The 20,732-nt window shown below is 74.2% G+C and carries 14 protein-coding genes, 9 pseudogenes and 1 riboswitch; of the genes and pseudogenes, 14 read left to right on the top strand and 9 right to left on the bottom strand.

What is annotated here, in order from left to right:
• Positions 1 to 21 precede the first annotated feature (21 nt).
• From DA06_RS19600 to xseA, 5 genes and pseudogenes are all read left to right on the top strand, one after another.
• Positions 22 to 315 carry a hypothetical protein gene (locus tag DA06_RS19600; RefSeq protein WP_043503406.1) on the top strand — a complete coding sequence of 98 codons (294 nt, stop codon included), beginning with the start codon at positions 22 to 24 and terminating at the stop codon, positions 313 to 315.
• Positions 312 to 1,496 carry a hypothetical protein gene (locus DA06_RS19605; protein ID WP_418605802.1) on the top strand — a complete coding sequence of 395 codons (1,185 nt, stop codon included), beginning with the start codon at positions 312 to 314 and terminating at the stop codon, positions 1,494 to 1,496. The genes DA06_RS19600 and DA06_RS19605 overlap by 4 nt, the downstream gene beginning before the upstream one ends.
• A complete protein-coding gene (locus DA06_RS19610) occupies positions 1,493 to 2,242 on the top strand; it encodes a hypothetical protein (protein WP_043503412.1) in 750 nt (249 codons plus the stop codon). The genes DA06_RS19605 and DA06_RS19610 overlap by 4 nt, the downstream gene beginning before the upstream one ends.
• Positions 2,243 to 2,365: 123 nt before the next feature.
• Positions 2,366 to 2,599: pseudogene (locus tag DA06_RS19615) on the top strand (DUF3151 family protein); the annotation flags it as partial.
• A gap of 67 nt (positions 2,600 to 2,666) precedes the next feature.
• Positions 2,667 to 4,046: an exodeoxyribonuclease VII large subunit gene (gene xseA / locus DA06_RS19620; RefSeq protein ID WP_418608108.1), complete on the top strand. Its 1,380-nt coding sequence runs from the start codon at positions 2,667 to 2,669 to the stop codon at positions 4,044 to 4,046.
• Here the strand turns inward: xseA and DA06_RS19625 are convergent.
• Positions 3,983 to 5,353 carry a DUF1343 domain-containing protein gene (locus DA06_RS19625; protein ID WP_052437006.1) on the bottom strand — a complete coding sequence of 457 codons (1,371 nt, stop codon included), beginning with the start codon at positions 5,351 to 5,353 and terminating at the stop codon, positions 3,983 to 3,985. The genes xseA and DA06_RS19625 overlap by 64 nt on opposite strands.
• Before the next feature lie 594 nt (positions 5,354 to 5,947).
• On the opposite strand from DA06_RS19625, the gene DA06_RS19630 reads away from it, so the two are divergent.
• From DA06_RS19630 to DA06_RS19640, 3 genes and pseudogenes are all read left to right on the top strand, one after another.
• On the top strand, positions 5,948 to 6,796 hold the full coding sequence (locus tag DA06_RS19630) for a nitrilase-related carbon-nitrogen hydrolase (protein ID WP_043503432.1): 849 nt from the start codon (positions 5,948 to 5,950) through the stop codon (positions 6,794 to 6,796).
• Positions 6,797 to 6,809: 13 nt separating this feature from the next.
• A pseudogene (gene hydA / locus DA06_RS19635) lies at positions 6,810 to 8,229 on the top strand (dihydropyrimidinase).
• Between the two features lie 14 nt (positions 8,230 to 8,243).
• Entirely contained in the window at positions 8,244 to 9,260 is a 1,017-nt protein-coding gene (locus tag DA06_RS19640; protein ID WP_043503430.1) for a TIGR03842 family LLM class F420-dependent oxidoreductase, read from the top strand.
• Here DA06_RS19640 and DA06_RS19645 read toward each other — a convergent pair.
• Positions 9,167 to 9,628, bottom strand: coding sequence for a hypothetical protein (locus DA06_RS19645; protein WP_418605803.1), 462 nt, complete (start codon positions 9,626 to 9,628; stop codon positions 9,167 to 9,169). The two genes, DA06_RS19640 and DA06_RS19645, sit on opposite strands and share 94 nt — an antisense overlap.
• Positions 9,629 to 9,764: 136 nt before the next feature.
• On the opposite strand from DA06_RS19645, the pseudogene mtrA reads away from it, so the two are divergent.
• Positions 9,765 to 10,447: pseudogene (mtrA, locus tag DA06_RS19650) on the top strand (MtrAB system response regulator MtrA).
• Between the two features lie 78 nt (positions 10,448 to 10,525).
• Positions 10,526 to 11,789: pseudogene (gene crtI, locus DA06_RS19655) on the top strand (phytoene desaturase family protein); the annotation flags it as partial.
• A 237-nt stretch (positions 11,790 to 12,026) separates the two neighbouring features.
• On the opposite strand, the pseudogene DA06_RS19660 reads toward crtI, so the two are convergent.
• From DA06_RS19660 to DA06_RS19670, 3 pseudogenes are all read right to left on the bottom strand, one after another.
• Positions 12,027 to 12,773 (bottom strand): annotated as a pseudogene (locus DA06_RS19660) (ABC transporter transmembrane domain-containing protein); the annotation flags it as partial.
• A gap of 59 nt (positions 12,774 to 12,832) precedes the next feature.
• Positions 12,833 to 13,363: pseudogene (locus tag DA06_RS19665) on the bottom strand (site-2 protease family protein); the annotation flags it as partial.
• A 355-nt stretch (positions 13,364 to 13,718) separates the two neighbouring features.
• A pseudogene (locus DA06_RS19670) lies at positions 13,719 to 14,414 on the bottom strand (phytoene/squalene synthase family protein); the annotation flags it as partial.
• A gap of 237 nt (positions 14,415 to 14,651) precedes the next feature.
• On the opposite strand from DA06_RS19670, the pseudogene DA06_RS19675 reads away from it, so the two are divergent.
• From DA06_RS19675 to DA06_RS19685, 3 genes and pseudogenes are all read left to right on the top strand, one after another.
• Positions 14,652 to 15,393, top strand: a pseudogene (locus tag DA06_RS19675) (metal-dependent transcriptional regulator).
• A 472-nt stretch (positions 15,394 to 15,865) separates the two neighbouring features.
• Positions 15,866 to 16,036, top strand: a riboswitch (cyclic di-AMP (ydaO/yuaA leader).
• An 84-nt stretch (positions 16,037 to 16,120) separates the two neighbouring features.
• Positions 16,121 to 16,891, top strand: a complete 771-nt coding sequence (locus DA06_RS19680; RefSeq protein WP_043503460.1) for a polyprenol monophosphomannose synthase — start codon at positions 16,121 to 16,123, stop codon at positions 16,889 to 16,891.
• 328 nt (positions 16,892 to 17,219) lie between these two features.
• Positions 17,220 to 17,558 (top strand): annotated as a pseudogene (locus tag DA06_RS19685) (MFS transporter); the annotation flags it as partial.
• A gap of 153 nt (positions 17,559 to 17,711) precedes the next feature.
• Here DA06_RS19685 and DA06_RS19690 read toward each other — a convergent pair.
• Positions 17,712 to 18,128: a DivIVA domain-containing protein gene (locus DA06_RS19690; protein WP_418608346.1), complete on the bottom strand. Its 417-nt coding sequence runs from the start codon at positions 18,126 to 18,128 to the stop codon at positions 17,712 to 17,714.
• A 471-nt stretch (positions 18,129 to 18,599) separates the two neighbouring features.
• Here DA06_RS19690 and DA06_RS19695 point away from each other — a divergent pair, with 471 nt between their 5' ends.
• Positions 18,600 to 18,986 (top strand): hypothetical protein, encoded by a 387-nt coding sequence (locus tag DA06_RS19695; RefSeq protein WP_043503468.1) that lies wholly within the window; start codon positions 18,600 to 18,602, stop codon positions 18,984 to 18,986.
• Positions 18,987 to 19,192: 206 nt separating this feature from the next.
• On the opposite strand, the gene DA06_RS19700 is transcribed toward DA06_RS19695, so the two are convergent.
• The 3 genes from DA06_RS19700 to DA06_RS19710 all read right to left on the bottom strand — a co-directional run bounded on the left by DA06_RS19700 (position 19,193) and on the right by DA06_RS19710 (position 20,621).
• Complete coding sequence (locus DA06_RS19700; protein WP_418605804.1) at positions 19,193 to 20,233, bottom strand: hypothetical protein; 1,041 nt, start codon at positions 20,231 to 20,233, stop codon at positions 19,193 to 19,195.
• A 98-nt stretch (positions 20,234 to 20,331) separates the two neighbouring features.
• Positions 20,332 to 20,454: a DUF3072 domain-containing protein gene (locus tag DA06_RS19705; protein WP_418605805.1), complete on the bottom strand. Its 123-nt coding sequence runs from the start codon at positions 20,452 to 20,454 to the stop codon at positions 20,332 to 20,334.
• On the bottom strand, positions 20,451 to 20,621 hold the full coding sequence (locus tag DA06_RS19710) for a hypothetical protein (protein ID WP_418608348.1): 171 nt from the start codon (positions 20,619 to 20,621) through the stop codon (positions 20,451 to 20,453). Before DA06_RS19710 ends, DA06_RS19705 begins: the two co-directional genes overlap by 4 nt.
• Positions 20,622 to 20,732 lie beyond the last annotated feature (111 nt).

A 20,732-nucleotide genomic window follows, 5' to 3' on the forward strand; every position in this document is an offset into this window, starting at 1 on the left:
CGCAGGCACAGGAGGGGGAACGTGGCAGACCTGTTCATCGACATGGCGGCGCTCGGACGCACCGAGCGGACACTGTCCGACATCGGCACCAGGCTCACGGGGCCGGCCCAGGCCATGGGCGCTGTGCCGGAGGACGTCAGCGGTCATGCGGGCCTGCAGGGGCGACTCCGATCCTTCGCCGGCACCTGGGAGCACGGCATCGCGGAGCTGTCGGAGCTCTCGGGCGCCGCGGCGAGCGCCCTGACCACGATCCGGCAGACCTTCGTCGAGCTGGACGCCCAGCTCGCGGCCTCTCTCAGCTCGGAGGAGTCATGAGCTACTTCCCGGCGCTGGGCTTCGACCCGGCACCCGGCAACCTCGCCTCCGCCCAGTCGCTGGCCGAGCGGGTCGCCCGGGCGGCCGCCGAGATCCGCGAGGCGGGGGGACGTGCTCGGCGGCACCGGCCAGCAGGACTGGCAGGGCAGGACGGCCGAGGCCTTCCACTCGACCGTCGACGGCGAGCTGACGCCCCGCGTGGTGACCGCCGCCGAGAGCTTCGCCACCGCGGCGAACGCCCTGGACACCTGGGCGGTCTCCCTGGCGGGCTTCCAGCGCCGTGCCGAGGCGCTGGAGGCGCGGGCCCGTGCGGCGATGGAGAACGTCGACCGCGCCGCCACCGCGCTCAGCGCGGCCCAGGGCAGCGAGGACCCGGACGCGACGTCGAGGGCGCCGGCATGCGCCTGCACCTCGCGACGTCGGCCCTGGACGAGGTCCGTGCCGAGGCGCACTCCCTCGCGGGCAGCTACGCCGCCGAGGCGGAGGACGTGGCCGCCCGGCTGCAGGACGCCGGGGACGCCGCCCCTGAGGCGGGCATGTTCTCCGGGCTGCTCGACGGGCTCGGCGACCTGTGGGACGACTTCCAGGAGTACGTCCTCCCGGTGCTGGAGGACATCGTCGACATCCTGACCGTCGCCGTCGGGATCGCCGTCGTGCTGCTGCTGGCCGCGGCCGTCGTCGTCGCCGTCATGAACCCCGTCGGGCTCGCGGCGGTCATGGGCATGATCAGCACCGCCGGGACGGTCGGGCTGTGGCTCGGCGTCGGCGCCGTGGGGATCGACGCCCTGCAGGTGGCCGGCGGGCGCGAGGGGCCGCAGGAGATGCTGCTCGGCCTCGCCGGTGTGCTCACCGGTGGCGCGCTGGGCAAGCTCGCGTCCGGCTTCCTCGGCATGGCCGGCAACGCCGGCGGGATGTCCGGGATGGTCCCGGCGCTCGCCGGGGTCTCGCGCGGCACGGGCGGGGCGGGGGCGACAGCGACTGCGACCCTGCAGTACAGCCCTGTCGGTCCGCTCGCGACCTGGGGCTACCTGCTGACCAAGGCCCACGACCAGGCGTCGGGCGTGCGCTCGACGATCGAGGGCGTCAACACGGTCGGCAACCCGGTCTCGCGCACACGGGAGCGGTTCGAGAACGTCTTCTCGGGTGAGGGTTTCGTGACGGACAAGCAGGCCGCCCGATGAGTGACGACGTCGTCCCGGCCGGAACCGCGACGGCCAAGCCGGGCGTCTGGGTCCCCACCCCGCCCGGCTGGGTGGAGGTCGCCGCCTTCGCCGACGACGACCGGGCCCGCGAGCACTGGCGCGAGATGGTCGAACCGGCCCGCGCCACGGTGGGGGACCGGGCGGCCGACGCGCTGTACGAGACGCTCGCGGCGCAGCGCCGCGAGGTCGCCGGCACCGGCGTCGTCTCGGCCGGGCTGGTGCTGACCTTCGTGGAGGACCAGGCCGCCGTGTGGGCCTTCACGACCACCCTGCACCACGTCGACCAGCCCGAGCTGAACCCGGCGGGGCTCGTCGAGCGTGCGGCGCTGACGGGCGCCGTCGGGACCGTCGACGCGGTCACGGACCTCACCATGGTGGACGGGCGTGCGGCGGTGCAGGTGGACCTCAGCGGCACCGGCCCGGACACGGCCGGCGCCCGTGGCCCCGACCCCGACGGGGCCGCCCACCCCGACCCCCACGCCGACGGCGACCGTCCGCGGTACGGCGTGTGCGTCGTCGGGCTGGCGCTCCCGGACAGCCCTCACGACCTCGTCCTGGTCACGGGTGCGGTCCCGGACGTCGCCCAGCGGGAGCTGGTCGCACCGGTGGTGCAGGCCGTGGCGGTCGGCGTGAGCGTCGGCGACGCCCCGGCGCACGGGCTCGATCACGCGTCCGGCGTGCTCGACGCCACCGGCACGCGGTCCGCGCAGGGCGGCGCTGCGTGACGTTCCTGCCGGCGGAGGCGGCCCCGTTCGTGGAGGAGGCCACGTCCGCGCCCCGCTGGGCGGTGCCCGCCGGGGCCGTGCGCTCTCTCTCCTCCTGCCCGCTTACGCCTCCGGGCGTCGCCTTACGCGTTCGCGCGCACCGGCTACCACCGCGGGCTCGACGCGCTGCGCCGCGCCGGGTGGCGCGGCGCCGGCCCGGTCCCCGCCGCGCACCTGCCCAACCAGGGCTTCCTGCTCTCGGTGCTCGCCCTCGCCGACGCGGCCGCGGCCATCGGCGAGGACGACGAGGACGCCCGCTGCAGGAAGCTGCTCACCGACTCCGACCCGCGCGCCGTCGAGGTGCTCGAAGGCCTGTGACGCCCGTGGGCACCGTGACGTCCGACCACCACTCCCCCCGCCCCGCGCCGCCTCGCCGCACGGGGCGCTGGAGACAACCGCGGAGAACCCGTGGCCGGTCCGCCTGCTCTCCTCGAAGATCGCCGAGTACGTCAGCCGGATGGCGCCGCTGTGGGTCGAGGGCCAGGTGGTCCAGCTCAACCGGCGCCCGGGCGCCACGCTGGCGTTCCTGACGCTGCGGGACACCGATGCGGACATGTCGCTGCCGGTGAGCGTGAGCGCCCGGGTGCTGGCGGCGGTCGAGGCCCCGCTGCACGAGGGCGCGCACGTGGTCGTGCACGCCAGGCCCGTCTTCTGGCCCAAGCGGGGCACGCTGCAGCTGCAGGCGGACGCGCTGCGCCCGGTGGGCGTCGGCGAGCTGCTCGCGCGCATCGAGCACCTCAAGCGGGTGCTGGCCGCCGAGGGGCTGTTCGACGCCGGCCGGAAGACCCCGCTGCCGTTCCTGCCGCGCACCGTGGGGCTCGTGTGCGGGCGTGAGTCGAAGGCGGAGCACGACGTGGTGGTCAACGCGCGGGCCCGCTGGCCGTCCGTCCGCTTCGAGATCCGCGAGGTGGCGGTGCAGGGCTCCCGTGCGGTGGCCGCGGTGTGCGAGGCGATCACCGAGCTCGACGCCGACCCGGCCGTCGAGGTGATCGTGGTCGCCCGGGGCGGCGGCGCGGTCGAGGACCTGCTGCCCTTCTCCAACGAGTCCCTCGTGCGGGCGGCGTCCGCGTGCCGCACCCCGCTCGTCTCCGCGATCGGGCACGAGACCGACACCCCGCTGCTGGACCTCGTCGCCGACTACCGGGCGTCGACACCCACCGACGCCGCGAAGCGGATCGTGCCCGACGTCGCCGAGGAGCGGCGCCAGCTCACGCACGCCCGCCAGCGGATCCGGCACGCGGTCCGCGCCCGGCTGCACGGGGAGCAGCAGGGACTCGCCGCGCTGCGCTCGCGCCCGGTGATGGCGGACCCGCACGCCCTGGTCCTCCCGTCCTCGAGCGTGCGCGGCGGGGGAGGTGGTCCGGTCCCAGGGGGTCGGCGGTGGCGGCGGCGGAGCGGCCGGGTCCCGGCGTCGGCCGGGGCCTGCGCGGCATTCGTGGTGGCCATGGTGCTGGCGGTCGGCGGGGGTCGCGGTCGCGGGCGCCGGGCGTGGGTCGCGGCTCCCGCGGGGACGACGGCGGCCCCCGCGAGCGCGGCTCCCAGAGCCGCCGCGGTCAGAGTCTTGTTCATGACGCCCTCCAGGCGAGGTGGACCGGCCGCGGTCCCGCGAGGGACCGCCGGGCAGGGGTGGGGTGGTGCGGTTGCGCCGTCGTCCCGGAGGCGTGACGGCGGGCGGCCGGAACGGCTGGCGCGCTGCCGGTGTCAGCCCTTCGCGCCCTCGCCGGGCGTGCCGGCGTGGTCGGGCCGGCCCGGCCCGTCGTCGTAGAGGCGGTAGCTCTCCGCGAGCTCGTCGAAGGCGGCGAGCTCGTCCGCCCAGCCGGCGACGATCTCGTCCGGGTCCACGCCGGCCTCGAGCTGGGCGCGCACGTCCTTGGTGCCGGAGAGCTGGTCGATCCAGCACAGGTCGGCCTCGGTGCGACACTTCTCGCCCTCGCGCCAGTCGACCTCGTCGATGTGGTCGAAGAGCGCGTCGAGGACGTGCAGGCCGGTGCGCACCGGCTCGTACGCGGCCTCGTCGAGGACGTGGACCTGGACGCCGCCGGAGAAGCGCCCGGCGTGCTTGCTGGCGCTCGGGGTGGCGGACATGGGCCGGAACGTCACGCCCTCGAGGCCGCGGGCGTTGAGGTCCTCGGCCAGGGCGTAGGACTCGGTCTCGTCGATGTACGGCGCCCCGAACCACAGGAACGGCGTGGTGGTGCCGCGCCCCTCGGAGACGTTGATCGACTCGATGAGCCCGGTGCCGGGGTAGACGATCGCCGTCTCGCGGGTGGGGATGTTCGGCGAGGGCAGGACCCAGGGCAGGTCCCAGTCGCTGACGATGGAGGACCGGTCGTAACCCTCCATCTCGACCACCTTCAGGTCCGCCGGCGTCTCGAGGAACTCGTCGTTGAAGAGCCGCGCGAGCTCGCCGACCGTCAGGCCGTGCTGCAGCGGGATCTCGCGCAGGCCGACGAAGGAACTGATCTGCGGGTAGTCGAGCACGGGACCGTCGATGCGGTCGCCGAGCGGGTTGGGCCGGTCGAGGACGACGAACGTCTTGCCGTTCTCCGCGGCGGCCTCCATCGCGTAGTACATCGTCCAGATGTAGGTGTAGAAGCGCGCGCCGATGTCCTGGATGTCGAAGAGGAGGACGTCGACGTCCGCGAGCATCTCGGCGCTCGGCGTCCGGGTCGGCCCGTAGAGCGAGTAGACGGGCAGGCCGGTGCGCTCGTCGGTGTAGCTCTCGACGTAGGCGCCCGCCGGGACGCCGCCGCGCACGCCGTGCTCGGGGCCGTACAGGGCCGTGAGCTCGTAGTCGCCCTCCTCCTGGCCGGCGATGAGGGCGTCGATGGTGTGCGTCAGGTCGCTCGTCGTGCCGGTGGGGTTGGTGATGAGGCCGACCCGCTTGCCCTCCAGCATGTCGATCTGGTCCTCGAGCAGGACCTCGACGCCGAGCTCGAGCTGCTGGTCGAGCCCGGGCGGGGTCTCCGGCCGGCCGCCGGGGTTGGTGGTCGCCAGTGCGCCGCTCACGCCGACGACGCCGGAGACGGCCAGCGCGAGCGCCGCCGTCCGTGAAGTTCTCCGTACCGTCATGACCGCTCTCTCCTTCGGTGGTCCGCCCGCGGGTGCGGGCGGGTGGGTAGCCGTGCGCGCGTGCGCGACGGCGTCGTCCGGTGTGGCGGGGAGGGAGCCGCCAGGTGCCTGCGGGCGGCACGGAGCCGCCCGGGCCCCGGCCGGCCCGCCGGGGCCGAAGGCGTCCGACCCGGCGCACGCGGTGAGAGACCCACCCACGGCGAGGGCGGCGAGGACGGCCAGGATCCGCCGTCGGGGAGAGCGACCGGACCGGGGGAGGGGGCGCTGCGACGCGGGGAGGTCACCGGGCGTGGCCGTTGCGGCGAGGCGGGCGGAGAAGGTGGGCGAAGCGGGGGGCACGAGAAGGCTCCGGAGGTTGTGGGGCTGGTCGCCGCAGTCACTGCGCTGCGCCTCGGCGGACCGTGACCCACGTCCAGGCCGTCGCTCCAGGTCAGTGCCGACCCGGGGTCCGGAACTCATGGTAGCCAGGTCCTGCGCCGCATTCGCACCCGCACGTACGCGCCGCGGTGCACCATGGGCACCTAGCGAGACCGCCGGCAGCGTGGCCGGGGGAGTCAGAACCGCACCGTGTCGCACCCCCTGATGGAGGACTCGATGACCGTCCGGAAGATCGCCCTGACCCAGACCCCGTGGACGGGTGACAAGGAGTCGATGATCGCCCGTCACGAGGACTGGACGCGCGAGGCGGCCGCCCAGGGAGCCGAGGCGATCTGCTTCCAGGAGCTCTTCTACGGCCCCTACTTCGGCATCACCCAGGACACGAGGTACTACGCCTACGCCGAGCCCGTCCCCGGCCCGACCACCGAGCGGTTCGCCGCCCTGGCCAAGGAGCTGGGCATGGTCATCGTCCTGCCGATCTACGAGGAGGAGCGGCCGGGGATCTACTACAACACGGCCGTCATCGTCGACGCGGACGGCAGCATCCTGGGCAGGTACCGCAAGCACCACCTGCCGCACCTGCCGAAGTTCTGGGAGAAGTTCTACTTCCGCCCCGGCAATCTCGGCTACCCCGTGTTCGACACCGCGATCGGGAAGGTAGGCCTCTACATCTGCTACGACCGGCACTTCCCCGAGGGCTGGCGGGAGCTGGGCCTGAACGGTGCCGAGATCGTCTTCAACCCCAACGCCACGGCGCCCGGCATCTCCAACCGCAACTGGGAGCTGGAGCAGCCGGCCGCGGCGCTGGCCAACGAGTACTTCGTCGCCGCGGCCAACCGGGTGGGCGCCGAGACCAACGAGTACGGCGACGACGCGGTGCCCTTCTACGGCAGCTCCTACGTGGTCGGCCCGGACGGGATGTTCGTGGGGGAGTGGGCCTCGAGCACCGAGCCGCAGCTGAAGGTCTGGGAGATCGACCTCGATCTCATCCGCGAGGTCCGCGACCGCTGGCAGTTCTACCGCGACCGCCGGCCGGACTCCTACATCGCCGTCACGGCGCCGTGACGGAGCCAGGACCGTGAAGACACTCGTCACGGGCGGCACCGTCGTCAGCTCGACCGGCCGCTCGGAGGCCGACGTCCTCATCGACGGCGAGACCGTCGCGGCCGTCCTGCCCCCGGGGTCGACGATCCTGGGCTTCGACGTCGCCGCCAACGTCGACACCGTGATCGACGCGACCGGAAAGTACGTCATACCGGGCGGCATCGACGCCCACACCCACATGGAGATGCCCTTCGGAGGCACCTTCGCCTCGGATACCTTCGAGTCCGGGACGACGGCGGCAGCGTGGGGAGGCACCACGACGATCGTCGACTTCGTGGTCCAGTACCCCGGGCAGCACCCGGTGGAGCAGTACCAGGCCTGGCACGAGAAGGCCCGCGGCAGCTGCGCGATCGACTACGGGTTCCACCAGATCCTCTCGGACGTGCAGGACTCCACCCTCACGGCCATGAACGAGCTGATGGACGAGGGCGTCACCTCCTTCAAGCTCTTCACCGCCTACAAGGGCGTCTTCCTGTCCGGCGACGGCCAGATCCTCAAGGCGATGCAGCGCGCCGCGGACACCGGTGCGATGATCATGGGCCACGCGGAGAACGGCTCCGTCATCGACGTGCTGGTCCAGCAGGCGATCGAGCGCGGGGAGACCGACCCGGTCTACCACGGCCTCACCCGGCCGTGGCAGGCCGAGGAGGAGGCCACCCACCGCCTGATCATGCTGGCCGACCTCACCGGCGCGCCCCTGTACATCGTCCACGTCTCCGCGAGGCAGGCCGCCGACCAGATCGCCGCGGCCCGCGCCCGCGGGCAGAACGTCTTCGGCGAGACGTGCCCGCAGTACCTCTACCTCTCCCTCGAGGAGCAGCTCGGCGCCCCCGGCTTCGAGGGCGCCAAGTGGGTCTGCTCGACCCCGCTGCGCTCGCGGGCGGAGGGTCATCAGAACCACCTGTGGCACTCCCTGCGCACCAACCACCTCCAGGTCGTCTCCACCGACCACTGCCCGTTCTGCATGAAGGACCAGAAGGAGATGGGCGTCGGGAACTTCGCCAGGATCCCCAACGGGATCGGCGGGGGTGGAGCACCGGATGGACCTGCTGTACCAGGGAGTCGTCACCGGCGAGATCACCCTCGAGCGGTGGGTGGAGCTGTGCTGCGTGACGCCGGCCCGGATGTTCGGCCTGTACGGGCGCAAGGGCGTCATCGCCCCGGGGGCTGACGGCGACGTCGTGGTCTACGACCCGAACGGGCACACGAGCATCGGGGTCGGCCGGACGCACCACATGAACATGGACTACTCCGCCTACGAAGGGTTCGAGGTCGACGGCCATGTGGACACCGTCATCTCGCGGGGGACGGTCGTGGTCGACGATGGTCAGTTCCGTGGCCGGGCCGGCCACGGCCAGTACCTGCGCCGCTGCCTGTCGCAGTACCTCGTGTAGAGGAGGCCTGACCCATGGACTTCGGTGTCGTGCTGCAGAACAACCCGCCGGCGTCGCGGGTGGTGGATCTCGCCCGCCTGGCGGAGACGCACGGCTTCTCCCACGTGTGGACGTTCGACTCCCACCTGCTGTGGCAGGAGCCCTTCGTCGTCTACAGCCAGATCCTCGCCCACACCCGCAAGGTGATGGTCGGCCCGATGGTCACCAACCCGCTCACCCGGGACGTGACCGTGACCGCGTCGGCCTTCGCCACGCTCAACGAGATGTTCGGCAACCGGACGGTGTGCGGGATCGGGCGCGGCGACTCCGCCGTCCGGGTGCTCAACGGCCGCCCGGCCACGCTGGCCCAGCTGCGCGAGGCGGTGCACGTGATCCGCGAGCTCGGCAACGCCCGGCCGGTGCGGGTCAACGGCTCCACCGTGCGCTTCCCGTGGACGCTCACGTCGCAGCTGGAGGTCTGGGTGGCCGGGTACGGCCCCAAGACCCTCGCCCTGACCGGTGACGTCGCCGACGGGTTCATCCTCCAGCTCGCCGACCCGGACGTCACCGCCTGGACGATCCGCGTGGTGCGCGAGGCCGCCGCGAAAGCCGGACGAGACCCGGACGCCCTGCAGTTCTGCGTCGCCGCACCGATGTACGTCGGCGAGGACCGCGCCCACATGCACGACCAGACCCGCTGGTTCGGCGGCATGGTCGGCAACCACGTGGCGGAGCTCGTCGCCCGCTACGGCACGGACTCGCAGCTGCCGCGCTCCCTGACCGACTACATCGCAGGCCGCAAGGACTACGACTACAACGAGCACGGCCGGGCCGGGAACACCCACACGGACTTCGTGCCCGACGAGGTGGTCGAGCGGTTCTGCCTCCTCGGCACGTGGGAGGAGCACGTGGCCCGCCTCAAGGAGCTCGCCGGGCTCGGCGTCACGCAGTTCGCCGGCTACCTCATGCACGACAACAAGGAGGAGACGCTGCGCGAGTACGGTGAGCACGTCATCCCCGCGCTGCGCGCGCACGTCCTGGCGAAGGCATGAACCACGAGGAGACCGACGATGACTGCCGCCCAGACCACCGCGTCCGCCACGGCCACCTCGACGGTGGCGCACTGGGTGGACGGCGGGCCGTTCCCCGGCAGCTCGACGCGGTCGGGGGAGGTGTTCGACCCCGCGACCGGTGAGGTCGCGCGCCGGGTCGCGTACGCCTCCGCCGAGGACGTCGACTGCCCCTGGCGGGGCTCGCCGTACTGCTCGTGGCCGGGCCCGCCGTACTGCCCGTACCGCGGCGCCCCGCCGTACTGCCCGTACCGGTCTGCGCCCGCCTCGCCCCACGCGTCGTCGCGGCGCCCCGCGCCCTCGGGCGCGGGCTGGTCCTGCTCCCGCTGCCGGCCCTCGTCGCTCGACATGGACTGCCTTCCTGCGGGACCCTCGCCCCGCCCCCGGTCGTTCAACCGGGGCCATCGTCCCACGTCGGGGCGCTGCGCGGGCTCGTGCGGCACGGCCTGCGCGGCCCGGCCCCTCCGGGATGGGAACATAGGGGGCATGACTGCCCGACTCCTCGTGGTCGACGACGACACCGCCCTCGCCGAGATGATCGGCATCGTGCTCGAGGCCGAGGGCTTCGACGCCGTGTTCTGCGCCGACGGCACCCAGCGCCGGAGATGTTCCGTGCCGAGCAGCCGGACCTCGTCCTGCTCGACCTCATGCTCCCCGGCCTGGACGGCATCCAGATCTGCCGCATGATCCGGTCCGAGTCGGACGTCCCGATCGTCATGCTGACCGCCAAGTCGGACACGGTCGACGTCGTGGCCGGGCTCGAGGCCGGCGCGGACGACTACATCGCCAAGCCGTTCAAGCCCAAGGAGCTCGTCGCCCGGGTCCGCGCGCGCCTGCGGCGCCAGGAGCAGACCGAGCCCGAGCGGCTGCGCATCGGCGACCTCGAGATCGACGTCGCCGGCCACGAGGTCTCCCGCGACGGCGAGGCCATCGCCCTCACGCCCCTGGAGTTCGACCTCATCGTGGCGCTCGCGCGCAAGCCGTGGCAGGTCTTCACCCGCGAGGTCCTGCTGGAGCAGGTCTGGGGCTACCGGCACGCCGCCGACACGCGGCTGGTCAACGTCCACGTGCAGCGGCTGCGCGCGAAGGTGGAGAAGGATGCCGAGCACCCAGAGGTCGTCGTGACCGTGCGCGGGGTCGGGTACCGGGCGGGGGCGCCCCAGGGGTGAGCGCCGACGTCGCGGGTCGGCCCGCCGCCCGCCGGGACGCGGCGACGCCGCCGCCGCGCCGTCGTCGTCGGGGGCGGGATCGCCGGGCTCGCCTCGGCGGCCCTGCTCGCCCGCGACGGCTACGACGTCGAGCTGCTCGAGCAGCGCGACGCGCTCGGCGGCCGCGCGGGCACCTGGGAGCATGACGGCTTCCGCTTCGACACCGGCCCGAGCTGGTACCTCATGCCGGAGGTCTTCGACCACTTCTTCGCCCTGCTCGGCACCTCCGCCGCCGAGCAGCTCGACCTCACGCGCCTCGACCCCGGCTACCGCGTCTTCTTCGAGAACCACCCCGGCCACGTGGACGTGCGCGCGGACCTGGAGATCAACGTCGCCACCTTCGAGGCGCTCGAGCCGGGCGCGGGGGAGCGGCTGCGCCGGTACCTCGGCTCGGCGCGCGAGGCGTACGACCTCGCCGTCCGCCGCTTCCTCTACACGAGCTTCGAGTCCTTCACCACGCTCGTGCGCCCGGACGTCCTGCGCCGGTCCCGGCGCCTCGTCGAGCTGCTGCTGCGCCCGCTCGGCGCGCACGTCGCCCGGCACTTCACGGACCCGCGGCTGCGGCAGATCCTCGGCTACCCCGCCGTCTTCCTCGGCTCCTCGCCCGACCGCGCGCCGAGCATGTACCACCTCATGAGCCACCTCGACCTCGCCGACGGCGTGCACTACCCGCAGGGTGGCTTCGGCCGGCTGGTCGAGGCGGTCGCCCGGCTCGCCGAGCGCGAGGGCGTGGTCCTGCGCACCGGTGCCACCGTCACCGCGGTGACGACGACGCAGCCGCCCGCGCGCCGTCGTCCCGGTCCCGGTGGGGCCTCGCCCGCCGGCCGGAGGAGCGGCCGCCGGGCCCGCGTCACGGGGGTGCGGTGGCGCGACGCGGCGGGAGCCGAGCACGCCAGCGAGGCGGACGTCGTCGTCGGCGCGGCGGACCTGCACCACCTCGAGACCGAGCTGCTGCCGCCGCACCTGCAGACCTATCCCCAGCGGTACTGGGACCGGCGCGACCCGGGCCCGGGCGCGGTGCTCGTCTACCTCGGCGTGCGCGGCGAGCTGCCGCAGCTCGCGCACCACTCGCTGTTCTTCACCGCCGACTGGGACCGGAACTTCGCGGACATCTTCGGGCGCAGGCCCCCGCGTGCCCGACCCGGCGTCGGCGTACGTGTGCGCCCCCTCGCGCACCGACCCCACCGTGGCACCGGCGGGCCACGAGAACCTGTTCGTCCTCGTGCCCGTGCCGCCCGACCCGGGCCTCGGCCGGGGCGGGGTGGACGGTGCGGGCGACCCGGCGGTCGAGCGGGCCGCGGACGACCGTGACGGCGTCGAGGACGACGTCGGTGCGCCGCAGGTCGGGCGCGGCGGCGGTCCCCGCGGCGGCCGGCCGCTGGTCGAGGATCCCGAGGGCCTGGTCGGCGGCGGCCACGCCGTCGGCCGCGGCGTGGAACTGCGTGCCCACCTCCCGCAGCGGCCTGTAGACCTCGGGGGCGAGCATGAGGACCGCGAGGGCGGTGGTGAGGTCGACGTCGCCGTAGACCAGGCGCATGCCGATCGTCACCGCGACCAGGGCCACGGAGATCGACGCGAGGAACTCAAGGACCGCGCCGGAGAGGAACGCGACCTTCAGGGTCGCCATGGTGGTGCGCGTGTACGCCTCCCCGAGCTGCCCGACCCGGCGGCCCGGGCCGTGCTCGCGCCCCAGCGCCTTGAGCGTGGACAGCCCGGCGAGCAGGTCGAGGAGCTGGCCGCCGAGGCGCTCCATGGCCGCGAGCTTGTCCGCGGCGAAGCGCTGGGTGAGCACCCCGATCAGCCACATGAACACCGGGATGAGCGGGATCGTCACGGTGACGATGAGGGCGGAGGAGAGGTCGAGCGCCAGGACGACGGCGAGCGTCGCGGGGGTGACCGTGGCCGCGAGCAGCAGCTGCGGCAGGTAGCGCACGAAGTACGGCTCGAGGTCGTCCAGGCCGCGGGTGGCCAGCGTGGTGACCTGGGCGCCGTGGCCGCCGAGCCAGCGCGGTCCCAGGGCGACGGCGCGGGCGAGCACCTGCTCGCGAAGCTCGGGGTGGCGGCGTCGTCGAGCACGAGCGTCGGCACGGCCATCCGGCGCAGGTCGATCCCCTCGGCGGCGCGCCGCGCCTCGGCGCGTCGCAGCGCCTGGCCCGCGCCGGACCACATGAACGCGCCCAGCAGGATCATCCAGATGCCGGTGGACAGGTCGGGCTGCCGGCCCTCCAGCAGCGGGCGGCCGAGGAACCACAGCAGGACGGCGACGACGACGGCGCGCCCGCCCCACGCGGCCACGACGGTCCCGCGGGTGCGGTCACCGGTGGCGGCCCAGACGAGCGCCTCGAGGATCTGCCCGCCGTCGAGCGGGAGCCCGGGCAGGAGGTTGAACCCGGCGACGAACCCGTTCGAGATCATCGCGCCCCACAGCACCAGCTGGCCCGGTCCGGTGAGGTCCAGGGCGGCCGTCGCCGCCCAGGCGCCGAGCGCGAGCGCGGCGTTGGCGAGGGGGCCGACGGCGGAGACGACGGCGGAGGAGCCGGGGCCCCGGAGCTCCGTCTCGAAGGAGGTGTGCCCGCCCCAGAACGTCAGGACGTACTCGCGGGGACGGGCGCCCAGCCGCTGCCCGGTCAGCCCGTGCGCGAGCTCGTGGACCAGCACGGAGACGAACAGCATCACGACGAACGCGAGCGTGGTGAGCACCACGGTCCCCGTGCCGACGCCGGGGACGAACTGACGCACGACCGGGTAGTACAGCGTCACGAGGACGGCGGCGACGAGCAGCCACGACGGCGCGAGCACCACGGGGATGCCGCCCACCCGGCCGATCACCCAGCCCGACCCGGTGCGTCTGCCCACGGGCGTGCTGGATCGGCTCATCGCCCCAGCCTATGCGGGCCCGCTGCGCCCCGTTGACGCGGCGGGGGGCTCCGCGCCGTCCGCACCTCGGCGCTGCGGTGACGGCCGTGTCGGTGGGCGGGGTTAGCGTGTCCGCCATGACGCAGACGACCCAGCGCGAGGCCCCGACGGTGCCCGGTACGACGGACCTGCCGGTGGACGTTCTCGTGCCTGCCGTCGCCGCGGCCGGCTCTGCGGACGCCCTCGCCCCGGACGCACGCTCGGCGAACAGCCCGTGGGCCGCGAGCACCGCGGAGCGGCTGCTCGGCGGCAGGTGGGCCGCCGACCGCGCGGCGGCGGCGAGGTCGGCGTCGATGTCGTCGAGGAGCTGGTCGCGCCGGGCGTCGTCGAGCTCGTCGACGTCCACGTCGGGGAAGTAGGTGCGGCCGAGCTGGTCGTGGTCGTCGGCGAGGTCGCGCAGGAAGTTCACCTTCTGGAACGCGGCCCCCAGGCGCCGGGCCCCGGGGCTCAGTCGCGCGTAGGAGGCGCCGCGGGCGTCGGGCGCGGCGACGAAGGCCTTCAGGCACATCAGCCCCACCACCTCCGCCGACCCGTACACGTAGGCGTCGAGGCTGCGGGCGTCGTGGGCGGTGACGGTCAGGTCGGTGCGCATCGAGGCGAAGAACGGCACCAGAAGCTCCGGGCCGATGCCGACGGCGCGCGCGGTCAGCGCGAACGCGTGGACCACGAGGTTGGTGCTGCGCCCGGTGCGCAGCGCCTCGTAGGTCTCCTCCTCCAGCGCGGTGAGGACCCCTCCGGCCTGGACCGGGTCGCCCGCCCCGGCACGCCCGTCCACGACCTCGTCCGCCAGGCGCACCAGCGCGTAGATGTTGCGCACCTGGGTGCGCACCGGCTCGCGCAGCAGCCTGCACGCCCACCCGAAGGACGTCGAGTAGCCGTCGATGACCGCCGCGGCCGCGCGCTGGGCGACCGCGTCGTACAGCGGGTCGGAGGTGACGAGGTGCAGGGCGGGGCCCGGCTCGCCGGCGCCGTCGGCCCCGGCTGCGTGCCCCGGCAGCGGTGTGGCGCTCATGCGGCCCTCCGGATGAGTCGCGGGTCAGTGCGGCGACGCCGTCGAGGAGCTCCGCCGGGCAGGCCGGCGTCGCGGGCGGCGGTGACGGGCAGCGTCTGGGCGCCGCCGCCCGGACCACGACGCCCGGTGCCGTCCGGACGGGCGCCACGTCGTCGTCGTTCGTCCCTATCCTTGGGGGCGGACGGCTTGCGCGCCGGCACAGCCGGTGCCGGCGCGGGCGGAAGGAGCGGCTGATACGTGAGCGACCTGATCGACACCACGGAGATGTACCTCAAGACGGTGTACGAGCTTGAGGAGGAGGGCGTGGTCCCGCTGCGCGCCCGCATCGCCGAACGTCTCGGGCACTCCGGACCGACCGTCTCCCAGACCGTCGCCCGCATGGAGCGGGACGGGCTGCTGGTGCTCACCGGCAGCCGCCAGCTCGAGCTCACCGAGGAGGGCCGCGAGAAGGCCACCAAGGTCATGCGCAAGCACCGGCTCGCGGAGCGGCTGCTCGTGGACGTCGTGGGGCTGGACTGGCCCCACGTCCACGAGGAGGCGTGCCGCTGGGAGCACGTGATGAGCGAGCGCGTCGAGCGACGTCTCCTCGACCTCCTGGACCACCCGCACGTCGACCCGTACGGCAACCCGATCCCGGGGCTGCAGGACCTGGGGGGAGGGGGCTGTCCCGGCCCCCTCGCAGCCGGAGGTGCGGTCCCTGTCCGACGTCGTCGCGGAACTCCAGCCGGCCGGCGCCTCCGCGGCCGCCGGCAGCGCGGAAGCCGAGGCCCACGAGGTCGTCCTCGAGCGGATCGGTGAGCCCCTGCAGGTGGACGTGGACCTGCTGGCGCGCATGGCGGAGGCCGGGCTGCGCCCCGGCCGGCGCCTGGAGCTGCGCGTCCGCGACGGGGTCGATCTCGTGTCGCTCCACGCGCCCGGCGCCGACGTCGAGCTCGACGTGCCGGAGGAGATCACGCGGCACCTGTTCGTCACCCGCTGACCCGGTCCGGTCCGGTCGGTCAGCGCCGTCCGGTCCTCCCTGGCAACGTCGGGGACATCCCTCCACCCTCACGAGCGCCCCGAACACCTCCGGCCGACCGCGCTCTCACTCCGTCCTCACGAGCGCCCCGAACACCGTCCGGATGCTCGCGTTCGCGCTCCGTCCCGATGACCGCGGCGTGACGACGCCTGAGTTCCGTGCCGCGGTTCACGGTGCCGTTACCGCGACACGGGCAGTTCCGCGTCGACCCGGCCGTCAGCGAGCGCTTGATCGTGGGCCGGAAGCCCGTGATCTGGGACTTTTGCCCTGCCTCGATATGGATGCGATGTGTCGGGAAGGAGGGGCGCCTCGGTGACATGAGACACGGTCGTGATCCAAACGTGACATACGGATGGTCCATGGGTAGTGTCCTACTCGCTCCACGAACCCTCCTCGTGGAGTCTCCGGGCGGGATGCCGAACCCTGCCGCCGCCCGGGGTCGGTGCGAGATCCCGCGGCAGGGACGGGGGACCCAGTGTTCGTGGCCCGGGCTTCTGGTCCGGGTCTTGGGGTGAAGCGCGTGGCCGGCCGGTGGCCGGGGCGTGCCGGGCGTTCTCCCGCCCGAACCCGACAGCTCACCTCGTAGGCAGCCAGGAGAGGCCTTCGTCTTGACCAGCACCGCCATGACCGCTGCCGCCCGCGCGCGGCACCGCGGGGCCGGTGCGACGGCCCGGGGGAGAGGGCGCCGATGAGGACGCTCGTCATCGTCCCGACCTACAACGAGCGGGACGCGCTGCCCCGTGCCGTCCGGCGGACGAGGCAGGCCGTGCCCGACGCCGACATTCTCGTCGTCGACGACGCCAGTCCCGACGGCACCGGCGATCTCGCCGACGCCGCCGCGGCCGCGGACCCCGGGGTACACGTGCTCCACCGCGCCGCCAAGGAGGGACTGGGCCGGGCCTACGTCGCCGGGTTCGGCTGGGCGCTCGCCCGCGACTACGAGCTCGTGGTGGAGATGGACGCGGACGGCTCGCACCGCGCCGAGGACCTGCCCGCCCTCCTCGCGCGGGCCGCGGAGCCGGACGAGCCCGACCTCGTGCTCGGGTCCCGGTGGGTGCCCGGGGGGCAGGTGGTGAACTGGCCGGCGCACCGCGAGCTGCTCTCGCGCGGCGGGAACCTGTGGGTCCGCCTCGCCCTGGGGCTCCCCGTGCAGGACGCCACCGGGGGTTTCCGCGTGTACCGGGCCGCGACGCTGGGCCGCCTCCCTCTGCGGGAGATCGAGTCCCAGGGGTACTGCTTCCAGGTCGACATGACGTGGCGCGTGCACCGCGGCGGCGGTGCGATCGTGGAGCTGCCGATCACCTTCGTCGAGCGCGACGAGGGTCAGAGCAAGATGAGCCGAGCGATCGTCCTGGAGGCGCTGTGGCGGACGACGGCGTGGGGCATCGCCCACCGCGGCCGTCAGCTGGCGGGCCTGGCGCGGCAGGCCGTTCCGCGGGCGGCGTTCCGGCGGCGTTGAGGGGTCGGTTCCCGGCCCGTCGAGACGTCCGCCGGCCGCTCGCCTCCGGCGCGGGGTGGCTCGACGCCCTGGCCCGCGGCGTCGAGGTCGCGAGCCTGTCGGTGCGCCACGCCGGTGCGACGGGGTGGGCGGCCGCCTGCGAGACCCCGGCGGCGACGGACGACCGCAGGACTAGCATCTCCGCCTCATGGGTACCCCTTCCCCGCGTAGGACGACGGCCGTGGACGTGGCCGGCCCGGCACACCCGCGTCGCGGTGTCGCGCCCTGGGTCCCGGCCACGCTCGTCCTCACCCTCGTCGGCTGGGGCGGCAACCAGTTCACGCCGCTGATGCTGCTCTACCGGGACACGCTCGGACTGTCCTCGGTGTGGGTCAACGCCGTGCTCGGCGTGTACGTCCTCGGCCTGATCCCGGCCCTCATGGTCGGCGGGCCCGCCTCCGACCGGCTCGGGCGTCGTCCGGTGACGACGTGGGCGGTGCTGGCCGCGCTGCTGGGATCCGCCGTCATGGCGACGGGGCCGCTGAGTGCCTGGCTGCTCTTCCCCGGCCGGTTCGTCACGGGCGTCTCCGTCGGCCTCGCCATGGCCGCGGCCACGAGCTGGGTGAAGGAGCTGTCCGCCCCGCCGTTCGACCACGCCGCCGTCGGGGCGGGGGCCAGGCGCGCGTCGATCGGCCTGAGCGTGGGGTTCGGTCTCGGTCCGGTGCTCACCGCGGCGACGGCGGAGTGGGCGCCGCGCCCGAGGTGCTCCCCTACCTGCTTCACGTCGCCGTCGTGCTGCCCGCCCTCATGGCGGTGCGCGCGCTCCCCGAGCCCTCGAGGCTCAGCCCCGGCCGGAGCACCCGCGGCGGGCGTCGGCGAGCAGCGCCGCCGACTCCTGCTCCGCGCGTTCCGTCAGCGCCTTGGCGGCCTGGGCCGCCCGGGTCAGCGTCCGCTCGGCGTCGGCGTTCGCGCGAGTGACGACGTCGAGCGCCTGCTCCTCCGCCGAGCGCAGCAGCCGCTCCACGCGCGAGCCGAGGCCGGCGTAGGTGGGGCGCTCGTTCTCCCTCAGGCGCTGCTGGGCCTCCGAGAGCTCCCCGGAGATCTTCAGCAGGCGCGAGTCGAGCGTGGCCACCTCGCGGCGGGCGTCGGTCAGGGAGGTCTCCAGCGCGTGGATGCGCTGGTCCACCTGCGCCCTGTCGTAGCCGCGCATGACCACCGGGAAGGCCGGCCGGTCCTCGTTCGTCCGGGGCTCCTGCATGTCCGCCGCCCTCTCTCCCTCGCTGGTCCGTCGTCCACGTTAGCCGCGGTGGGCGCTCCGTCGCGCTGCGTCCGGGCGCACGGTCGCGCGGTGGCGTGGCTCGGTCGTGCGGCGTCGGGGCGCGCACGTGCGCCCCGGCGCCCGGGCTGGCATGGTGGGGATCGCGCACGTGGTGAGGCGCGGGGCGGGCGTGCGCCGTATTCTGGCGAGTTGACGATGCCGCCCGGCATCCCGACGGGAGGAAACCCACCCACGTGACTCGACGGACCCTCTCCGTCGCGCTCATCGTCCTTGGTGCGATCGCCATTCTGGCTGCGATCGCCTCGGCGACGATCTGGCGACCGACGGACACCGCAACGCTCTCCCTGCCGACCCGGCCCGACACGCCCGTCGTCGTCTCCGACGCCGGGGTCCTCGACGCCGTCGGACCCGACGTGAGGATCGAGGCCACGGCGGGGGGGCGACGAGCCGGTGGTCCTCGCCGTCGGCCGCACCGCCGACGTGGACGCATGGGTGGGGACGGCGGCGCACACCCGCATCACGGGGCTCGAGAGCTGGGAGCAGCTGGAGGTCGGTGACGTCGCGGCCGGGGACGCCGGCGAGGAGCCCACCGAGGGGGCGACGGAGGAGCCGTCCGAGCCGGCCGCACTGCCGGACCCCGCCGGCTCCGACCTGTGGGTGGTGCAGCAGGCCGGTACCGGCAGCGCCGAGCTTGACTGGGCCGACCGCGACGGCCGGTGGAGCCTGCTGGCCGCGACCGACGGCACCGCCCCGGCGCCGGAGGTCTCCATGACGTGGGACGTCGAGGTCCGGACGCCCTGGCTGGTGCCCGGCTCATCCTCGGTGGTCTGCTGCTGATCGCGGGCCTCGCGCTCCTCGCGCTGCAGGTGCTCGCCGGCCGCGAGGCACGACGTCGGCCGGTGCCGGCGGCGGCAGCGGCCGAGGCGGAGACCACCGCGGAGGACGAGACCGTCGTGCTGGGCACCGACAGCACCGGTGGGCGGGGACGGGCGAGCGGTGGGCGCGGAGAGCAGGGTGGCCGGAACGGCGGACCCCCGGTCCGCTCACCCGATGACGACGCTGCCCGGCCCGGACTGCGTCATCGCGTCGACGACGGCGGAGGGCACGTCGGCCTCGGCCACCGGCGTCCAGGCGGCGCCGTCACCGTCGGCCCGCACCCATGCCCGGCCGTCGGTCGCCACCACCCGGGCGTCCGTGGTGCTCGCCGTGGCCACCGCCCACTGGGCGACGGCCCAGGCGCGACGCGTGGGGGCCGCGTCGAGCCCGGGTGGCAGGGACGCCGCGTCCACGACGAGGACGCCACCGGGCGCCACCTCGACGTCGATCGCGCCGAAGTCCCGTCCGAGACGGTCGCGCACGGCGGCCAGGCGCTGCGGCGCCGTGGGGGCGGGCTCCGTGCCGGCCAGGGCGGGAGCGGCCGCCGTCGTGCCACCCGCCGTGGGTCCGTCCTCCGTCGTCGTCCCCGCGGCGGTCCCGGCGGTGGCGCCGTCGTCCTCGGGGACGTCGTCGAGGTGGCAGACGAGGGTTGCGGGGGAGTGACCGGTCAGCGCGGAGGCGAAGGCGCGCCCGCGGCCCTCGTGCCGCGCGTACGCGTCGGGGAACGCGGAACGCTGGACGTCCTGCGCCGCCTCGGTGACGGCCTTGGACTCCCAGCTCTCGACGGTGACGAGGACGTCGTAGAACGCGTTCGTCGAGTAGACGGGGTCCATGATCTGCTCGACGGTGCCCCAGCCCTGGGAGGGACGCTGCTGGAACAGCCCCACCGAGTCCCGGTCGCCGTAGTCGATGTTGCGGAGCTTGGACTCCTGCAGCGCCGTCGCCACCGCGACGGTGACCCCGCGCGCGGGCAGCTCCCGGCGCACCGCGATCGCGGCCATCAGCGCGGCGTTGTCCGCCTGGTCGGCGTCGAGTGCGGCGCGCGTGCCGTCGTCGAGAGTCGCCACGCAGGTCCCGGAGGCGCTCTCTCCGGTGAAGACGTTGAGCGCGACGACGACGGCGCCGACCGTCAGCCCCAGGGATCCCAGCAGCACCAGCGCCCGAGGCGCAGCCGCGGGCCGGACGGGCCGCGCCTCGACGGCTTCCATGGCATGGAAGAGGTCGAGGGTTCGAATCCCTCTAGCTCCACCAGAGAATGCACGAAGCCCCGGGCGTCAGCCCGGGGTTCTTTCGCGTGCGGAGGCGGTCAGCTGTCGCCACCGCCGCTCTGCCCCTGAAGCTCGTCGATCAGCTTCGACGCGTCCGCCTTGCTGAGCCTCTCGGGCAGCTCCCTGCCCGCCTCGCGCGCGAGCGTGCTCAGGTAGCTCATCTGCGCCTGTCGCCGGCTCGTCGCCGGTGGTCCAGTCCTCGGGGTCCTTGACGGTCGTCGTCGCCGCCTGGGTCCGTGCGGCGGCCGAGCAGCGCCCGGGCCTCGTGGCGCACGGCGTAGGCGTAGTCGGCTGCCCGGGTCCGGAGCCGCAACCGGTCCGGGCTCACCGTGCGCCCCCGCGGGCCCGGTCCAGGACCTCGAGGGCGACGCGAGCCACGATCTCGAAGTCCTCGACGACGACGTTGTGCGCGGCGCCGGGCACCGTCACGCTCCCCGCG

The sequence above is a fragment of the Georgenia sp. SUBG003 genome, assembly GCF_000715355.2.
Taxonomy (GTDB): Bacteria; Actinomycetota; Actinomycetes; order Actinomycetales; family Actinomycetaceae; genus Georgenia.